Origin of the sequence: Escherichia sp. MOD1-EC6475, from assembly GCF_003046645.1 — a bacterium.
Lineage (GTDB): Bacteria > Pseudomonadota > Gammaproteobacteria > Enterobacterales > Enterobacteriaceae > Escherichia > Escherichia ruysiae.
Genome location: NZ_PZKQ01000028.1, coordinates 35200 through 52097 on the forward strand (window position 1 = coordinate 35200; position 16898 = coordinate 52097).

Annotated in this window: 12 protein-coding genes; 9 read left to right on the forward strand and 3 right to left on the reverse strand. The window is 51.1% G+C overall.

Translation table 11 applies throughout. The annotated features are described in order from the left end of the window. The first annotated feature begins 11 nt into the window (after nucleotides 1-11). The 3 genes from A7589_RS10050 to A7589_RS10065 all read left to right on the forward strand — a co-directional run bounded on the left by A7589_RS10050 (nucleotide 12) and on the right by A7589_RS10065 (nucleotide 3390). Entirely contained in the window at nucleotides 12-1520 is a 1509-nt protein-coding gene (locus A7589_RS10050; RefSeq protein WP_000983444.1) for a PstS family phosphate ABC transporter substrate-binding protein, read from the forward strand. 25 nt (nucleotides 1521-1545) lie between these two features. Then, the gene (locus tag A7589_RS10055; protein WP_108188823.1) at nucleotides 1546-2532 is read left to right on the forward strand and encodes a PstS family phosphate ABC transporter substrate-binding protein; all 987 of its coding nucleotides are present in this window, start codon (nucleotides 1546-1548) and stop codon (nucleotides 2530-2532) included. Nucleotides 2533-2790: 258 nt separating this feature from the next. Continuing rightward, nucleotides 2791-3390, forward strand: a complete 600-nt coding sequence (locus A7589_RS10065; protein WP_001032090.1) for a hypothetical protein — start codon at nucleotides 2791-2793, stop codon at nucleotides 3388-3390. Nucleotides 3391-3441: 51 nt separating this feature from the next. On the opposite strand, the gene glpD is transcribed toward A7589_RS10065, so the two are convergent. After that, nucleotides 3442-4947 (reverse strand): glycerol-3-phosphate dehydrogenase, encoded by a 1506-nt coding sequence (glpD, locus tag A7589_RS10070; protein WP_000448163.1) that lies wholly within the window; start codon nucleotides 4945-4947, stop codon nucleotides 3442-3444. Between the two features lie 189 nt (nucleotides 4948-5136). On the opposite strand from glpD, the gene glpE reads away from it, so the two are divergent. The 3 genes from glpE to A7589_RS10085 are packed head-to-tail and all read left to right on the forward strand — an operon-like array spanning nucleotide 5137 to nucleotide 7113. Next, complete coding sequence (gene glpE / locus A7589_RS10075; RefSeq protein ID WP_000371926.1) at nucleotides 5137-5463, forward strand: thiosulfate sulfurtransferase GlpE; 327 nt, start codon at nucleotides 5137-5139, stop codon at nucleotides 5461-5463. Nucleotides 5464-5507: 44 nt separating this feature from the next. After that, entirely contained in the window at nucleotides 5508-6338 is an 831-nt protein-coding gene (gene glpG / locus A7589_RS10080) for a rhomboid family intramembrane serine protease GlpG (protein WP_000928733.1), read from the forward strand. 16 nt (nucleotides 6339-6354) lie between these two features. Continuing rightward, on the forward strand, nucleotides 6355-7113 hold the full coding sequence (locus A7589_RS10085) for a DeoR/GlpR family transcriptional regulator (RefSeq protein WP_000815099.1): 759 nt from the start codon (nucleotides 6355-6357) through the stop codon (nucleotides 7111-7113). Here the strand turns inward: A7589_RS10085 and rtcR are convergent. Next, nucleotides 7095-8693 carry a DNA-binding transcriptional regulator RtcR gene (gene rtcR, locus A7589_RS10090; RefSeq protein ID WP_108188824.1) on the reverse strand — a complete coding sequence of 533 codons (1599 nt, stop codon included), beginning with the start codon at nucleotides 8691-8693 and terminating at the stop codon, nucleotides 7095-7097. The genes A7589_RS10085 and rtcR overlap by 19 nt on opposite strands. Nucleotides 8694-8879: 186 nt before the next feature. On the opposite strand from rtcR, the gene rtcB reads away from it, so the two are divergent. Together rtcB and rtcA are read left to right on the forward strand one after the other, a co-directional pair. Beyond that, complete coding sequence (gene rtcB, locus A7589_RS10095) at nucleotides 8880-10106, forward strand: RNA-splicing ligase RtcB (protein ID WP_001105450.1); 1227 nt, start codon at nucleotides 8880-8882, stop codon at nucleotides 10104-10106. 3 nt (nucleotides 10107-10109) lie between these two features. Next, nucleotides 10110-11126 (forward strand): RNA 3'-terminal phosphate cyclase, encoded by a 1017-nt coding sequence (gene rtcA, locus A7589_RS10100; protein WP_000827113.1) that lies wholly within the window; start codon nucleotides 10110-10112, stop codon nucleotides 11124-11126. Nucleotides 11127-11168: 42 nt separating this feature from the next. Here the strand turns inward: rtcA and malT are convergent, their stop codons facing one another. Next, nucleotides 11169-13874: an HTH-type transcriptional regulator MalT gene (malT, locus tag A7589_RS10105; RefSeq protein WP_000907057.1), complete on the reverse strand. Its 2706-nt coding sequence runs from the start codon at nucleotides 13872-13874 to the stop codon at nucleotides 11169-11171. 623 nt (nucleotides 13875-14497) lie between these two features. On the opposite strand from malT, the gene malP reads away from it, so the two are divergent. Further along, nucleotides 14498-16891 (forward strand): maltodextrin phosphorylase, encoded by a 2394-nt coding sequence (malP, locus tag A7589_RS10110; protein WP_000081936.1) that lies wholly within the window; start codon nucleotides 14498-14500, stop codon nucleotides 16889-16891. The last annotated feature ends 7 nt before the right edge of the window (nucleotides 16892-16898 follow it).

Consider the following 16898-nt stretch of genomic DNA (forward strand, 5'->3'; position numbering starts at 1 on the left):
GAATGGACAGAATGATGCAAAACAGAAAATGGATTTTGACCTCGCTGGTAATGACTTTTTTCGGTATTCCCATACTGGCGCAATTTTTGGCAGCGGTTATTGCCATGCTGGGTGCCGGGATTGCCGCTATTCTTGAGTTTTGCAATCTACTCCTCACACCAACAATTTACCTTTTACTCAACGTTTTTATGCTGGCGCTGGGTGCGATAGTGATATTTTTCTCGGGTCGAGTGTGGGCGAGAGATAGCGCCCCAGAAAACAGAGAAATAGCCGTCTGGCGACAATGTCTTTTTTTATTACCTGCATTATTAACCCTGGTTGGCTGGATAATCACGCTACATCTGGCAGATTATCAATTTCGCCAGATGGGTTCGGGCTGGTTGGCAGATCTTATGCTTCCCTGGCTGGGCGTTTTGTTAGTCACATTAGTCGGTGGTGAGTACTGGTGGATGGTCATTATTCCCGTTGGGGCGCATATCAGTTTTTCGCTGGGATACGCCTGGCCGACAAGACATCCTTTAACCGGCACATTCGGGCTACGTTACCGTAATTCACTTCTGTTTATCCTTCTCCTGCTGGGTTTTGTCGCTGGTTATCAGGCTCATTTATATAAACAGCTTAATCCTGGTGTCGGTGTTCGCGAAGATATTGATACCTGGGCCTGGCGACCCGACAAACTCAATAATCAACTGACGCCACTGCGTGGTAAACCACAAATTCAGTTTACGCAAAATTGGCCGCGACTCGATGGTGCTACGGCAGCGTACCCCATTTATGCCTCTGCCTTTTATGCGTTAAGCGTTATACCGGAAGATTTTCACGTCAGGGAATATCTGGATAACTCTCGCACGCCGGAGGCGTATAACAAAATCGTTAAGGGCGATGCCGATATTATCTTTGTGGCGCAACCTTCTGGTGGGCAGAAAAAGCGTGCAGAGGAATCGGGCGTCACTTTGATATACGCTCCCTTTGCCCGCGAAGCATTTGTTTTCATCGTTAATGCAGATAACCCGGTTAATTCCCTGACAGAGCAACAAGTGCGTGACATCTTTAGTGGCGCTATTACCAACTGGCGTACTGTTGGCGGTAATGATCAAGAGATCCAGACCTGGCAACGCCCGGAAGACTCAGGCAGTCAGACGGTGATGCAATCACTGGTGATGAAAGATGTCCGCATGATCTCGCCGCAGGAAACCGAAGTGGCAAGCGTGATGGAAGGCATGATTAAAGTCGTTGCTGAATACCGTAATACAAACAACTCCATTGGCTATACCTTCCGCTATTACGCGACGCAAATGAATGCCGATAAGAATATCAAGTTGTTAGCGATTAACGGTATTGCTCCGAGTGCGGAAAACATTCGTAACGGCAAATATCCGTATATCGTCGATGCTTTTATGGTGACGCGGGAAAATACGACGTCAGAAACACAAAAATTGGTGGAATGGTTTTTAACGCCACAAGGACAGAGTCTGGTGGAAGATGTGGGTTATGTACCGATGTATCCAACAATGAAATAACCCTGGAGAGAAAGGAATCAGCGCGATGAATAAATTCACCGGTGTTTTACTATTAGGCACGGCATTACTGGCGGGATGTGTCGACAGGGAAGGGTACTATAACAGCGTCAGAGAAGAAGAGAGCCATGGACTGACTTCTCTGCAGGGTCAACCTGAATTACGTTACAGCGAAGATTGGTCAAGATGGCCAAGAGTGTACGGTGCTACGGCCTTATACCCGCTGTATGCCTCTGCATATTATCAATTAATACCCGAGCCGAAAGATGCGGATCGAACCTCGCGTGCCTGGCAGGCGTATGGTTTGCAGCAAACCCGAACAGCAGAAGCCTACGATAGTCTAATTAAAGGTACTGCGACCGTTATTTTTGTCGCGCAACCGTCAGAAGGGCAGAAAAAACGTGCAGAACAAGCGGGGGTTAAGCTGAAATATACCGCTTTCGCCCGCGAAGCCTTTGTCTTTATCGTTGATATCAAAAACCCCGTTAATTCACTTAGCGAACAGCAGGTCAAAGACATTTTTAGCGGTAAAGTGAGTCGCTGGAATAAAGTGGGCGGTAGTGACGAACGTATAAAAGTCTGGCAGCGGCCAGAGGATTCTGGAAGCCAAACGGTTATGAAGGGACTGGTTATGCAAGACACCCCAATGCTGCCAGCTAAAAAATCCACTGTAATTGATCTCATGGGCGGTTTAATTACCGAAGTAGCCGACTACCAAAATGCACCATCTTCCGTTGGTTATACCTTTCATTATTATGTCACGCGTATGAATGACAACATGCTCAAAATGCGCAAGCAGATTAAACTTTTGGCTATAAATGGCGTTGCGCCTACCGAGGAAAATATCCGCAACGGCACTTATCCATACATTGTGGATGCTTATATGGTGACGCGTGAAAATCCTACGCCGGAAACGCAGAAATTTGTTGACTGGTTTTTAAGCCCGCAGGGACAGCAATTGGTAGAGGATGTAGGGTATGTGCCGCTGTATAAAACGTTATTAGATATTAAATAATTAAGTAAGTAGGGGGCAGATATGGATATGAAGACTTTATTACTTATCAGCAGTTGCTTACTCTTTCTTTCTGAGAGTAATGCCGCATACCAGAATATTTCACCGCCTTTCCAGCATTACACTTTAGCTTGTGAAACAGAATCCGCTAAAACAGCCCGAGCAGTGGACAGATTATCAGATCTGGGAAGACGACGGGATGATTGATGAGTGTTTATGCGCGAGGTATGACGCATCACCTGAATCATCAGGACAATAAAGATGAACAAATTCAGATTTTATATTCCTCCGGTAATTCTCGGCTTTGTTATTGTGCCGTTGTTGGTGTGGCCGACGGTGGTTGCGCTAGCGGCTTTTAGTATCACATTGAGTTTTCTGGGGGAAATACTATTCTCAATCCCGCTCATGATTCGGCGTATTTCACTTCTGGAATTACAACTTTGGTTATCGGCTGAATATGCGCTTTTTTTCTGTGTAATGTGTTGCGTCGGTTGGCAATTTGCTTGCAGAACGCCATCGGAACTAAAAAACAGACCTCACTGCTGGCTGGTATTCACACCGGTCTATTTCTGGCTAATTCTCTGCAATATTATTTTTTATATTGCGCCAGAGAAATCAGCTGTGCTGGAAAATATCCGCAATTTCTTTTTGAGAGTTATCTGGTTACCCCTGAATTTTTCGCCATTTTGGCCACAGCCGTGGACTGGTTTTGTCGGTCCGATAAGCGCACAGCTTGGTTTTGCGTTGGGATATTATTGCCAGTGGCGTAGTAAAAATAGAAGCCAGATACGGAAGTGGAGTGAGTGGGTAACGTGCCTGAGTTTTGTTACGTTGGGTATGATGGTGTGGGCTTTGCGGTAATTCCCTGAATCTAAAAGGGGTCAGATTGAAATCTGACCACCTTACGTTAATTTACGACGCCAGCGACAATTTCTGCTGCGTATACTCTACCAGCCACTGACTCACACGAGACTGTTGCTGCGCATTCAGCCACATGCCTTGTTTTGTGCGACGCCACAGGGCATCGTCGGCGCGGCGTACCCATTCGTGGTCTACCAGATATTTCAGCTCCGCTTCGTAGAACTCATGGCCGAAATCTTCCCCAAGATCGCTTATCGCCTCCGCATTGCCGAGCAGCAGCTCGCTGTTGCTGCCGTAAGTGCGTGCGTAATGACGTGCCAGCGATTCCGTAATGAATGGATAGCGGCGGCGCAGGCGGGCGGCATAATCGTCGCGATCGCCTTCAATGGCTCCACCCGGTAACACGCTCTCTTTCGTCCATGCCGGGCCAATCCCCTGATAATACGGCGTTAGTTTTTCCAGCGCATGTTCCGCCAGTTTACGATAGGTCGTCAGCTTGCCGCCAAATACCGACAGCAGCGGCGCTTTGCCATTTTCATCGTGGATATCAAGGGTGTAATCACGAGTAATAGCCTGCGGCGAGTCGGATTCATCATCACAAAGCGGGCGCACACCGGAGTAGGTCCAGACGATATCGTCACGGCTTAACTGCTTTTTAAAGTGCGTGTTATACACTTTCAGCAGGTAATTGATTTCACTCTCTTCAATCTTCACTGCTTTTGGATCGCCTTTGTATTCCACATCGGTGGTGCCGATGATGGAAAACTCGTCCATCCACGGGATCACAAAGACAATACGTTTATCTTCGTTTTGCAGAATGTAGGCTTGCTTCTGGGTATGCACGCGCGGCACGACAATATGGCTGCCTTTGATCAGGCGAATGCCATAAGGCGAAGGCAGATGCATCCCGTCGTCGAAAAATTGTTTCACCCACGGGCCAGTGGCGTTAACCAGGCCGCGCGCCTGCCAGGTATATTTTTTACCGGTATCGATATCTTCCGCTTCCACAATCCACAGGCCGTTTTCGCGGCGAGCAGAGGTGGCGCGAGTCCGGGTAAGCACTTCGCCGCCTTTACGCACCACCATCTGGGCGTTGGCGAGTACCAGACGGGCGTCGTCTACCCAACAGTCGGAATATTCGAATCCGCGCTTAATTTCCGGTTTTAACACTGAATTTGCGCCAAAACGCAAACCGGTTGATCCCGGCAGGCTGGTGCGTTTACCCAGATGATCGTACATGAACAGACCAATACGAATCATCCACGCCGGGCGCAGATGTGGGCGATGCGGCAGGCGAAAACGCATCGGGAAGGCGATATGTGGCGCCATTTTCAGCAGCACTTCACGTTCAGCCAGCGCCTCGCTGACCAGACGGAATTCATAGTGCTCAAGGTAGCGCAGGCCGCCGTGAATGAGTTTTGAACTGGCGGAAGAGGTCGCGCAAGCGAGATCCTGGGCTTCCAGCATCAGCACGGATAAACCGCGTCCAGCGGCGTCTGCCGCGATACCAGCACCATTGATGCCGCCACCTATCACAATCAGATCTTTGGTTTCCATGCTGCCCTCGTTCACTTTCGTTAAAGCTCATAAATGTTCGTTATCGAACATATTAGCAAAGAATCGCGCTTTGGGTAACATTGAAAAAACATTTTAGAGTGATATGTATAACATTATGGCGTTTATCTGCCGCTTCAACGTAAACTGTGCGGTAAATTTGCCCACTTGTTTGTAAAGAAAGAGAGACGCATGGATCAGTTCGAATGTATTAACGTTGCCGACGCGCACCAGAAGTTGCAGGAAAAAGAGGCGGTGCTGGTCGATATTCGCGATCCACAAAGTTTCGCTATGGGTCATGCAACACAGGCTTTCCATTTGACTAACGACACGCTGGGCGCGTTTATGCGTGATAATGACTTCGATACGCCGGTCATGGTGATGTGTTACCACGGTAATAGCAGCAAAGGCGCGGCGCAGTATCTACTGCAACAGGGCTACGATGTGGTCTATAGCATTGATGGCGGCTTTGAAGCCTGGCAGCGTCAGTTTCCTGCAGAGGTGGCGTACGGCGCGTAACGCTTTATACTGTCCCCTTTTGTGTGGAATAAGCGACAGCAACGATGTTGATGATTACCTCTTTTGCTAACCCCCGCGTGGCGCAGGCGTTTGTTGATTACATGGCGACGCAGGGCGTTATCCTCACTATTCAACAACATAACCAAAGCGATGTCTGGCTGGCGGATGAATCCCAGGCTGAACGCGTGCGGGCGGAGCTGGCGCGTTTTCTCGAAAACCCGGCAGATCCGCGTTATCTCGCCGCCAGCTGGCAGTCAGGCCATACCGATAGTGGTCTGCACTATCGCCGTTTTCCTTTCTTTGCCACCTTGCGTGAACGCGCAGGTCCGGTGACCTGGGTGATGATGATTGCCTGCGTGGTGGTGTTTATTGCCATGCAAATCCTCGGCGATCAGGAAGTGATGTTATGGCTGGCTTGGCCATTCGATCCGACACTGAAATTTGAGTTCTGGCGTTACTTCACCCACGCGTTAATGCACTTCTCGCTGATGCATATCCTCTTTAACCTGCTCTGGTGGTGGTATCTCGGCGGTGCGGTGGAAAAACGCCTCGGCAGCGGTAAGCTTATTGTCATTACTCTCATTAGCGCCCTGTTAAGTGGCTATGTGCAGCAAAAATTCAGCGGGCCGTGGTTTGGCGGGCTTTCTGGCGTGGTGTATGCGCTGATGGGCTACGTCTGGCTACGTGGCGAACGCAATCCGCAAAGTGGCATTTACCTGCAACGTGGGTTAATTATCTTTGCGCTGATCTGGATTGTCGCCGGATGGTTTGATTTGTTTGGGATGTCGATGGCGAACGGAGCACACATCGCCGGGTTAGCCGTGGGGCTAGCGATGGCTTTTGTTGATTCGCTCAATGCGCGAAAACGAAAATGATTCCAGGGATTTATAAATGAAACAAACACAACGTCACAACGGTATTATTGAACTGGTTAAACAGCAGGGTTATGTCAGTACCGAGGAACTGGTAGAACACTTTTCCGTCAGCCCGCAGACTATTCGCCGCGATCTCAATGAACTGGCGGAACAGAATCTGATCCTGCGCCATCATGGCGGCGCGGCGCTGCCTTCCAGTTCCGTTAACACGCCGTGGCACGATCGTAAGGCCACCCAGACCGAAGAAAAAGAGCGTATTGCCCGCAAAGTGGCGGAGCAAATCCCTAACGGCTCGACGCTGTTTATTGATATCGGCACCACGCCGGAAGCGGTGGCGCACGCGCTGCTTAATCACAGCAATTTGCGCATTGTCACCAACAATCTCAACGTTGCTAACACGCTGATGGTAAAAGAGGATTTCCGTATTATCCTCGCCGGTGGCGAATTACGCAGCCGCGATGGCGGGATCATTGGCGAAGCGACGCTCGATTTTATCTCCCAGTTCCGCCTCGACTTCGGCATTCTGGGGATAAGCGGCATCGACAGCGACGGCTCGCTGCTGGAGTTCGATTACCACGAAGTTCGCACCAAACGCGCCATTATTGAGAACTCGCGCCACGTTATGCTGGTTGTCGATCACTCGAAATTTGGCCGTAACGCGATGGTCAATATGGGCAGCATCAGCATGGTAGATGCCGTCTACACCGACGCCCCGCCGCCAGTAAGCGTGATGCAGGTGCTGACGGACCACCATATTCAACTGGAGCTGTGCTGATCCTGCACGGCTTCCCACGTCAGACCAAAACGCGCCAGGTATTTGCGTAGCCGATCTGCGTCATTGACGCTGGCTTTGCCCTGGCGCGAAATGTCAAAAAGCTGACGACCGGCGGCGGAAAGTGATTTTGCCTGACGGCAGACAGCAATAATGTTTTCCAGTTGTATGCGATCAAAGAGATCGATGTTTTCCACCTCCGCGCCCAGCAACGCCGTAAGCGCGGAAGGGCGGCTTTCCTGCCAGTTATAGCGCAGACGGCTAATCTCATCCTCTACGGTTTCCAGTGTAATGCGCCCGCTATCGGCAAACGTCGCCATGCGCGTAACGCTGGCAGAAAGTTCGCGAAAGTTACCGCGCCATGTCGCCTGGGGAGATGTTGCAAAGGCCAGCCAGGCACGCCGCGCTTCAGTGTTAAAACGCACGCGGTCTCCGGTCAGCGAGGCGTGGCGCTCCACTTCATAATCCAGATTAGGCTCGATATCCTCCTGACGCTGGCGCAGTCCTGGCAGGGTGAAGGTCCAGAGATTGATCCGCGCGTACAGGTCTTCGCGAAATTTGCCTTCGGTAACTAACTGGCGCAAATCGCGCACCGTTCCGGCGATAAGCTGAAAATCACTGCTCACCTGGCGATCGCTGCCAAACGGGTAAAAGGTTTTCTCTTCAATGGCTTTCAGCAACATCGCCTGTTCATCTGCGCCCAGTTCGCCTATCTCATCGAGAAATAACATGCCGCCGTTGGCGCTGCGTAATAAACCTTCCCGCGATTCCCGTGCCCCGGTAAATGCGCCTTTCACATGACCAAACAGCGACGACATCGCGGTATCACCGCGCAAGGTGGCGCAGTTCACTTCCACAAACGCGCCGCTAAACTGATGTCGCGCCTGTTTTAATTCGAAAATGCGTCGCGCCAGAAATGACTTACCCGCACCAGTCGGGCCGTTAAGCAGGATCGGTGCGCGGGATTTAATCGCCACTTTTTCGATCTGCTCAATCATGCGGTTGAAATGCGGGTTACGTATGGCGATGCCAGATTTAAGAAAATCAAGCGTTTGCTGGCGTTCTTTGGCAAAGCGGCTGGCGATAGCGTTATAACGGCTTAAATCGAGATCGATAATCGCCACCGCGCCTGGGCTATCGGGCTGTTCTTTTTTGCGTGGTGGTGAAGTTTGCGCCAGTCGGGCGGGCAGGTAACGTGCTTCAGCCAGCAGAAACCAGCAAATTTGCGCGACGTGGGTGCCAGTGGTGATGTGAATTAAATAGTCTTCGCACTCTGGCTGAAAAGCGTAACCTCGGGCGAAATCATGCAGGCAGGCGTAGACCTCTTCGAAATCCCACGGGTTATGCAGTTCAATCTCAACGCTCACCACTTCTGTTTCTGGCGAAACGCTGGCGATATCGCGTTTAAGCGTTTCAAATAGCGAGCGCGAGCGGGCGTCGTGCAATAATTCCAGTCGATCGATGACCAACGATTCTTGCTGGCATAAACAGAGTGTCGGACGCCATTTTGACCAGCGCTGACTACCACGCCCGGCATAATCCAGCACCGTTCCGACAAAGCCAAAAGCCACAGTTTTACGCATCTTAGATATCCTTATAAAAGACGATATTTCATTATCGGGTAAGTGACTTTATGGAAAATCTCCGTTTACGGACTTTGTGCTTTTAATTAAATAAAAACAATCAATTATAAAATTAATTTGCTGATTTAATTTTTTGGCACGACGGTTGCAATTATCAGGACATATCAACGAAAAGAGAAAAGCAAAATGAATTATGAATTACTGACCACTGAAAATGCCCCAGTAAAAATGTGGACCAAAGGCGTGCCGGTAGAAGCCGATGCACGTCAGCAACTTATTAATACGGCGAAGATGCCGTTCATTTTCAAACATATTGCGGTAATGCCCGACGTGCACCTGGGTAAAGGTTCTACTATTGGTAGCGTGATCCCAACCAAAGGGGCGATTATTCCGGCGGCGGTAGGTGTGGATATCGGCTGTGGGATGAACGCGCTGCGTACCGCCTTAACGGCGGCGGACCTGCCTGAAAACCTGGCGGAGCTACGTCAGGCGATTGAAACTGCCGTGCCGCACGGGCGTTCCAATAATCGTAGCCGTCGTGATAAAGGCGCATGGGAAAATCCGCCTGTTAACGTCGATGCTAAATGGGCCGAGCTTGAAGCAGGTTATCAGTGGTTAACGCAAAAATATCCGCGTTTCCTGAACACCAATAATTACAAACACCTGGGAACGCTGGGAACGGGTAACCACTTTATTGAAATCTGCCTTGATGAGTCGGATCAGGTGTGGATTATGTTGCACTCCGGTTCACGCGGAATCGGTAACGCCATCGGAACTTACTTTATCGATCTGGCGCAAAAAGAGATGCAGGAACAGCTTGAGACGTTGCCGTCGCGTGATCTGGCGTACTTTATGGAAGGTACGGAATATTTTGATGATTACCTGAAAGCCGTGGCCTGGGCGCAGCTTTTTGCCAGCCTTAACCGCGATGCGATGATGGAAAACGTGGTAACGGCGTTGCAGAGTATTACGCAGAAAACGGTAAGACTGCCGCAAACGCTGGCGATGGAAGAGATCAACTGCCACCACAACTATGTGCAAAAAGAACAGCACTTTGGCGAAGAGATCTATGTGACGCGTAAAGGCGCGGTGTCTGCGCGCGCTGGTCAATATGGAATTATTCCCGGGTCGATGGGGGCGAAAAGCTTTATCGTCCGTGGGCTGGGAAATGAAGAATCTTTCTGTTCATGCAGCCACGGTGCCGGACGCGTGATGAGCCGTACCAAAGCAAAAAAACTGTTTAGCGTGGAAGATCAGATTCGTGCCACCGCGCATGTGGAATGCCGTAAAGATGCCGAAGTGATCGACGAAATCCCGATGGCGTATAAAGATATTGATGCGGTGATGGCGGCGCAAAGCGATCTGGTGGAAGTTATCTACACCCTGCGTCAGGTAGTGTGCGTAAAAGGATAAATAATGAAAAGGATGATTGCGCTGGATGGCGCACAGGGCGAAGGCGGCGGGCAGATCCTGCGCTCGGCGCTGAGTCTGTCGATGATAACCGGTAAACCGTTCACCATCACCGGCATTCGTGCCGGACGGGCGAAACCAGGGCTGTTGCGCCAGCATCTGACGGCGGTAAAGGCAGCGACGGAAATTTGCGGAGCGACGGTGGAGGGCGCGGAGTTGGGGTCGCAGCGCCTGGTCTTCCGGCCTGGCATCGTGCGCGGCGGCGATTACCGCTTCGCCATCGGTAGCGCAGGTAGCTGCATGTTGGTGCTGCAAACGGTATTGCCCGCGCTGTGGTTTGCCGACGGGTCTTCGCGTGTTGAAGTCAGCGGTGGCACCGATAACCCGTCTGCACCGCCCACCGATTTTATCTGCCGTGTGCTGGAACCGTTGCTGGCGCGGATGGGGATTCAGCAGCAAACAACGCTGTTGCGCCACGGTTTTTACCCTGCTGGCGGCGGTGTGGTGACAACAGAAGTCTCGCCTGTGGCATCACTTAACGCATTAGCGTTGAATGAGCGGGGCAACATTGTGCGACTGTGCGGTGAAGTGTTACTGGCTGGAGTGCCTCATCATGTTGGCGAAAGAGAGATGTCCGTGCTGGCTGCCAGCTTTTCCCTGAATGAGCAGAATATTCAAAGTCTGCCGCGCGAGCAGGGGCCAGGAAATACCGCTTCGCTTGAAATCGTCAGCGAACACATCACCGAGCGTTTTTTTGCTGTTGGTGAAAAGCGCGTTAGTGCCGAAGTGGTTGCCGCCCAACTGGTGAAAGAGGTTAAACGCTACCTGGCAAGTTCGGCTGCGGTAGGGGAATATCTCGCAGACCAGTTAGTGTTGCCGATGGCGCTGGCAGGCGCGGGGGAATTTACGGTTGCTCATCCCTCATGCCATCTGCTGACCAATATCGCGGTGGTAGAGCGTTTCTTGCCAGTGCGGTTTATTCTGGCTGAAACAGATGGCGTAACGCGGGTTAGCGTTGAATGATGCAGAGAAGCAAGTCGGATCAGGTGTGTTACCCGACCAGACTCACACCCCATATCCCATCATTTTCAGCAGTTTCTGCGCGTGCTGTACCGCAGCCTGACGGTGGGCAACGCCGAGTTTTTGATACAGATTGCGGATATGTGTTTTGATGGTGGTCGCTGCTACTTCCAGTTCGCCCGCAATTTGTTCGTTACTGTAACCGGAGTAAATCAGCCCCAGCACCTGCCATTCGCGTTGGGTCAATGGGCTGGTGCGGATCAGTTCCGGCACTTCCGGATGATTTAGCAGACGTTCGACAAAGCTCTCGTCAAAGTGAGCGAACTTGTGTCGGTGATGTTGATTGATTTCCCGCAGGATACGCTGCGCGCGGTGCTGTTCCAGTTCCGGCAGCGTATTGAGCTGAATCAGCTGGCGTAACTGCTGCGCCATCGCTTCGCCTTCGATGACAAAATGACTGATAAATCCGGTGCGATTCGCCAGTTTTAATGCGTCCAGCAGCACGCGCTGAGCGTCGCTTTTACGTCCGGCCTGCCAGTACAACTGATTGAGCAACAGCAGGTTGCGGTTCAGGTCGCTCATTAACCGCAGACTGCGGGCATTTTCGTTGAGTTCTTCGAGGACAATTTCCGCAGGCTCAAACTCGCCCAGCAAAATTTGTGCACGGGCAATGTTGCGCCATTGGCCTTGCAGGAAGTGGTTGTTCGCAAACTCCGGTTTGGCCGTGTGACGCAACCAGTTGGCAGCGGCGGCTTTGTCGCCAGTCATTTGCCAGTAAATCACGCGAACTTTGTTGGCGTTAGAGATCCAGTCGCTGTGATATTTGCCATTCCCCAGCAGGTTTTCCAGGCGGTTAAGTTGGCTGCGGGCGTTATCCAGATCGCCACGAGCCAGCGAGCATTGAATTAACATTGCCAGGCACTGAAGCTGTTGCTGGGGCTGATAAGAAGATAAAACTTCGATCCCGCTACGCGCCGAGGCTTCGGCTTCATCCAGCCGTGCCCATGCCCATAACAGTTGCGCACGGATGCGTACCAGAAACTCATGCATCGGCAACTGTTCCAGATGCTGTTCGTTAATCAACTGGAACGCTTTTTCCTGCGTTTCCCACGCAGTTTGCAGGAACCCCTGGGCAAACAGAATTTCACTTTGCTGGATTAAACTCCACAAGGCGTAGTGCCAGACATCATGCTGGCGCGCCATTTGCTCGGTTTGCTGCATAAGTGCCAGCGAGCGGGTTAGTTCACCTTTACAGTGCAACACTTCGCCAAGTACAGAGGTCGCGACAATGCGACTGTAGAACCAGCCCGGAGGCAGTTCTTCCAGTGCCTGTTTTGCCAGTCGTTCGGCTTCTTCCGGATTACCGTCGTTAATGGCTACCTGGGCGCGCAGAGCGTTAAATTCTGCGTGCATGGTGCCTTCCCTGATGCCCTGGATCTCGTGTTCGGCTCGTGCCAGCAGGGTATTTACTTCGCCGTAGCGATGTTGGCTTTGCATCAGCCACGCCTGCAATAACACCAACTGCGGATTTTCCAGCAGGCTGTCCCACGGCAGGGCCTTAAGCGACTCTTCCAGTAGCGACAGTTCGCTGTGGTTGAACAAACTCCAGGCGTGATTCAGCAGAATATCGCGCAGCATCAAAGCGTCGCCTGCCGCCAGCGCATGATGAATGGCTTCGCTGGGAAAACCTTGCTCCATCCAGCTTTCTGCGGCGGCACGGTGGATTTCCGGCAGTTCCGCCGCCAGTTCCCACTGGCAGCGTTGGCGCAGGAAGTTGCCAAACAGCGGGTGATAGCAGAACCACTCGCCAGTATCATCCATCCGTTGCAAAAACAGCCCCTGACGCTCAATCTCCTCAAGACGCATTTGCCCGTTTTCTTCGCCGGTCACGCGGGTGATTAGCGCATCATTCATCGAGCGCAAAATGGCGCTTTTTAGCAGGAAATGACGAGTGGTCAGATCAACGTTATCTAACACTTCATCGACCAGATAATCAGAAAGATGACTGGCATTGATGCCCGCCAGACGACGCGCTGATTTATGCGCCGAGTGGGTATTTTGCCTTGCTGAAAGCGCGATTAGCTGCAACGCCGTCGCCCAGCCGGACACGTCATCGCAAATCCGACTGCTTTCTGCGGCTTCAATCGGCGATGACAGACGGCAATCAAAAAACTGCTTCGCTTCCTGATGGGTAAATGTCAGTTGCTGGCTGCCAATTTCCAATAGTTGGTCACGCACGCGCAGATTGGCAATGCCCAACTGCGGAAGGTTGCGTGACAGCACCACCAGAGTGAGATTTTCTGGTTGATGGCGAATGAAGAAGCGCATTGATTCGTGGATCACCGGATTGGTGATCAAATGGTAATCGTCGATCACCAGGTAAAGTGGGCTATGCCATTCCGCCAGTTCGATGAAAAGCTGGGCAAACAGTGACGTCAGACTGGCATATTGCCGTTTTTGCGTCATTGTTTCACTGATGGCGCAGTGCCCGCTGGTTGCCTGTTGCACGGCGGCGATCAGATAGCTGGCGAAACGTTCTTGCTGGTTATCGCCTTCATCAAGCGAGTACCAGCCCAAATCGTTTTTTCCTGCCGCCCATTGGGATATGAGCGTTGTCTTCCCGTAACCCGCAGGACTTGTGATTAGCACCAGCCTGAAGTTGTTCGCGCCGGAAAGTTTAGCCAACAGGCGCTCACGAACCACAGTATGGTCGAGTCGAACCGGACGACTTAATTTTGACGGAATCAGCATAGTTAATCACTTCACTGTGGAAATTGAGGAAATATTATTTTTTTTGCGCTTCGTAATTAATAGTTATAAGTTCGGTCAGAAACCTGTGCAATGCAAGCGATGACGATTTTTTATGTGTCTGAATTTGCACTCTGTCACAATTCCAAATCTTTATTAATACTTCATCTTAAAACAAGGCAAATGCAGCGTGGATACTGGATTTTAGGGTGTTTTCTTTCAGTTCAAAAGCCTTATTAAAGCAACGATACCGCCTTAATTCCTGATGAAAGGTCTATCTAAAAAGTTGATCTTAATAAATCTATTAACAGTGAGATGACCCTCAATGGATATTTCATTACTGAAACTATTTCGCCGCTTTACTTAATTTATAGAGTTGCTTTCCGCTTTTTGATAATACGCAACGACCATTTCTTACTGTTAATAGCAGGTTTTCTGCGCTCTCTGGCATTGAGCTGATGCTTTTGCAGTTGATTGCACTACCTTTAAGTGGTCGTGATCACATTTTCTTGCTCATCCCCGTCACTCCTCCCCGCCTAATCCCCCGTAGGATGAGGAAGGTCAACATGGAGCCTGGCAAACTAACGATAACGTTGTGTTTAATATCTAAGAAAACTGGAACTCCTATGTCACAACCCATTTTTAATGAAAAGCAATTTCAGGAAGCCCTGTCACGCCAGTGGCAGCGTTATGGTTTAACTTCTGCGGCTGAGATGACCCCTCGCCAGTGGTGGTTGGCAGTAAGTGAAGCCCTGGCGGAAATGCTGCGAGCCCAGCCTTTCGTTAAACCGGCGGCGAATCAGCGCCATGTTAACTACATCTCAATGGAGTTTTTGATTGGGCGTCTGACGGGCAACAACCTGTTAAACCTCGGCTGGTATCAGGCTGTTCAGGATTCACTGAAGTCTTATGACATCAACCTGACTGACCTGTTGGAAGAAGAGATTGATCCGGCGCTGGGTAACGGTGGCCTGGGGCGTCTGGCTGCGTGTTTCCTCGACTCAATGGCGACTGTCGGGCAGTCTGCCACTGGCTATGGTCTTAACTATCAGTATGGTTTGTTCCGTCAATCCTTTGTCGATGGTAAACAGTCTGAAGCGCCAGACGACTGGCATCGCGGCAACTACCCGTGGTTTAGCCATAACGAAGCTCTGGATGTGCAGGTGGGCATCGGCGGCAAAGTGACGAAAGAGGGGCGCTGGGAACCGGAATTTACCATTACCGGGCAAGCGTGGGATCTTCCAGTGTTGGGCTACCACAACGGTGTGGCACAACCGCTGCGTTTATGGCAGGCGACTCATGCTCATCCGTTCAATCTAACCAAATTTAATGACGGTGACTTCCTGCGTGCCGAACAACAAGGCATCAATGCTGAAAAACTGACCAAAGTTCTCTATCCAAACGACAACCACACTGCGGGTAAAAAGCTGCGCCTGATGCAGCAATACTTCCAGTGTGCCTGTTCGGTGGCGGATATTCTGCGTCGCCATCATCTGGCGGGGCGTAAACTGCACGAACTGGCAGATTACGAAGTCATTCAACTGAACGATACCCACCCGACTATCGCTATTCCAGAACTGCTGCGCGTGCTGATCGATGAGCACCAGATGAGCTGGGATGACGCCTGGGCAATCACCAGCAAAACTTTCGCTTACACCAACCATACTTTGATGCCAGAAGCTCTGGAGTGCTGGGATGAGAAACTGGTAAAAGCCCTGCTGCCGCGCCATATGCAGATAATCAATGAAATCAACAACCGTTTTAAGAAACTGGTGGAAAAAACCTGGCCGGGTGATAAAGCGGTGTGGGCAAAGCTGGCGGTGGTGCATGACAAACAGGTTCGCATGGCCAATATGTGTGTGGTAAGCGGCTTTGCGGTGAACGGTGTGGCGGCGTTGCACTCGGATCTGGTGGTGAAAGACTTGTTCCCGGAATATCACCAGCTGTGGCCGAACAAATTCCATAACGTCACTAACGGCATTACCCCACGTCGCTGGATCAAACAGTGCAACCCGGCACTGGCGGCGCTGCTGGATAAATCACTGAAGAAAGAGTGGGTTAACGATCTGGATCAACTGATCCATCTGGAAAAATTCGCCGATGACGCGAAATTCCGTCAGCAATATCGCGAGATCAAACAGGCGAATAAAGTCCGTCTGGCAGAGTTTGTGAAAGCCCGTACCGGTATTGAGATCAATCCGCAGGCGATTTTCGATATTCAGATCAAACGTCTGCATGAGTACAAACGCCAGCACCTGAATCTGCTGCATATTCTGGCGCTGTATAAAGAAATTCGCGAGAACCCGCAGGCCGACCGCGTACCGCGCGCATTCCTGTTCGGCGCGAAAGCGGCGCCTGGCTACTACCTGGCGAAAAATATTATCTTTGCGATCAATAAAGTGGCTGACGTGATCAACAACGATCCGCAAGTTGGCGACAAACTGAAGGTGGTGTTCCTGCCGGATTATTGCGTTTCGGCGGCGGAAAAACTGATCCCGGCGGCGGATATCTCCGAGCAGATCTCCACTGCAGGGAAAGAGGCTTCTGGTACTGGCAACATGAAACTGGCGCTCAACGGCGCGTTAACCGTGGGTACGCTGGATGGCGCGAACGTTGAAATTGCCGAAAAAGTCGGTGAAGAAAACATCTTTATTTTTGGTCATACCGTGGAACAAGTGAAGGCAATTCTGGCCAAAGGCTACGACCCGGTGAAATGGCGGAAGAAAGATAAGGTTCTGGACGCCGTGTTGAAAGAGCTGGAAAGCGGTAAATACAGCGACGGTGATAAACATGCCTTCGACCAGATGCTGCACAGTATCGGCAAACAAGGCGGCGATCCGTATCTGGTGATGGCGGATTTCGCAGCCTATGTAGAGGCACAAAAGCAGGTGGATGTGCTGTACCGCGACCAGGAGGCCTGGACTCGCGCGGCGATCCTCAATACCGCCCGCTGCGGTATGTTTAGCTCGGATCGCTCTATTCGCGATTATCAGGCTCGTATCTGGCAGGCAAAACGCTAAGGAAGCT

Bases quoted from the DNA above. Each gene is read 5' to 3' on its own strand.
- A7589_RS10050 (WP_000983444.1), top strand. From the start codon at position 12: ATGATGCAAAACAGAAAATGGATTTTGACCTCGCTGGTAATGACTTTT.
- A7589_RS10055 (WP_108188823.1), top strand. From the start codon at position 1,546: ATGAATAAATTCACCGGTGTTTTACTATTAGGCACGGCATTACTGGCG.
- A7589_RS10065 (WP_001032090.1), top strand. From the start codon at position 2,791: ATGAACAAATTCAGATTTTATATTCCTCCGGTAATTCTCGGCTTTGTT.
- glpD (WP_000448163.1), bottom strand. From the start codon at position 4,947: ATGGAAACCAAAGATCTGATTGTGATAGGTGGCGGCATCAATGGTGCT.
- glpE (WP_000371926.1), top strand. From the start codon at position 5,137: ATGGATCAGTTCGAATGTATTAACGTTGCCGACGCGCACCAGAAGTTG.
- glpG (WP_000928733.1), top strand. From the start codon at position 5,508: ATGTTGATGATTACCTCTTTTGCTAACCCCCGCGTGGCGCAGGCGTTT.
- A7589_RS10085 (WP_000815099.1), top strand. From the start codon at position 6,355: ATGAAACAAACACAACGTCACAACGGTATTATTGAACTGGTTAAACAG.
- rtcR (WP_108188824.1), bottom strand. From the start codon at position 8,693: ATGCGTAAAACTGTGGCTTTTGGCTTTGTCGGAACGGTGCTGGATTAT.
- rtcB (WP_001105450.1), top strand. From the start codon at position 8,880: ATGAATTATGAATTACTGACCACTGAAAATGCCCCAGTAAAAATGTGG.
- rtcA (WP_000827113.1), top strand. From the start codon at position 10,110: ATGAAAAGGATGATTGCGCTGGATGGCGCACAGGGCGAAGGCGGCGGG.
- malT (WP_000907057.1), bottom strand. From the start codon at position 13,874: ATGCTGATTCCGTCAAAATTAAGTCGTCCGGTTCGACTCGACCATACT.
- malP (WP_000081936.1), top strand. From the start codon at position 14,498: ATGTCACAACCCATTTTTAATGAAAAGCAATTTCAGGAAGCCCTGTCA.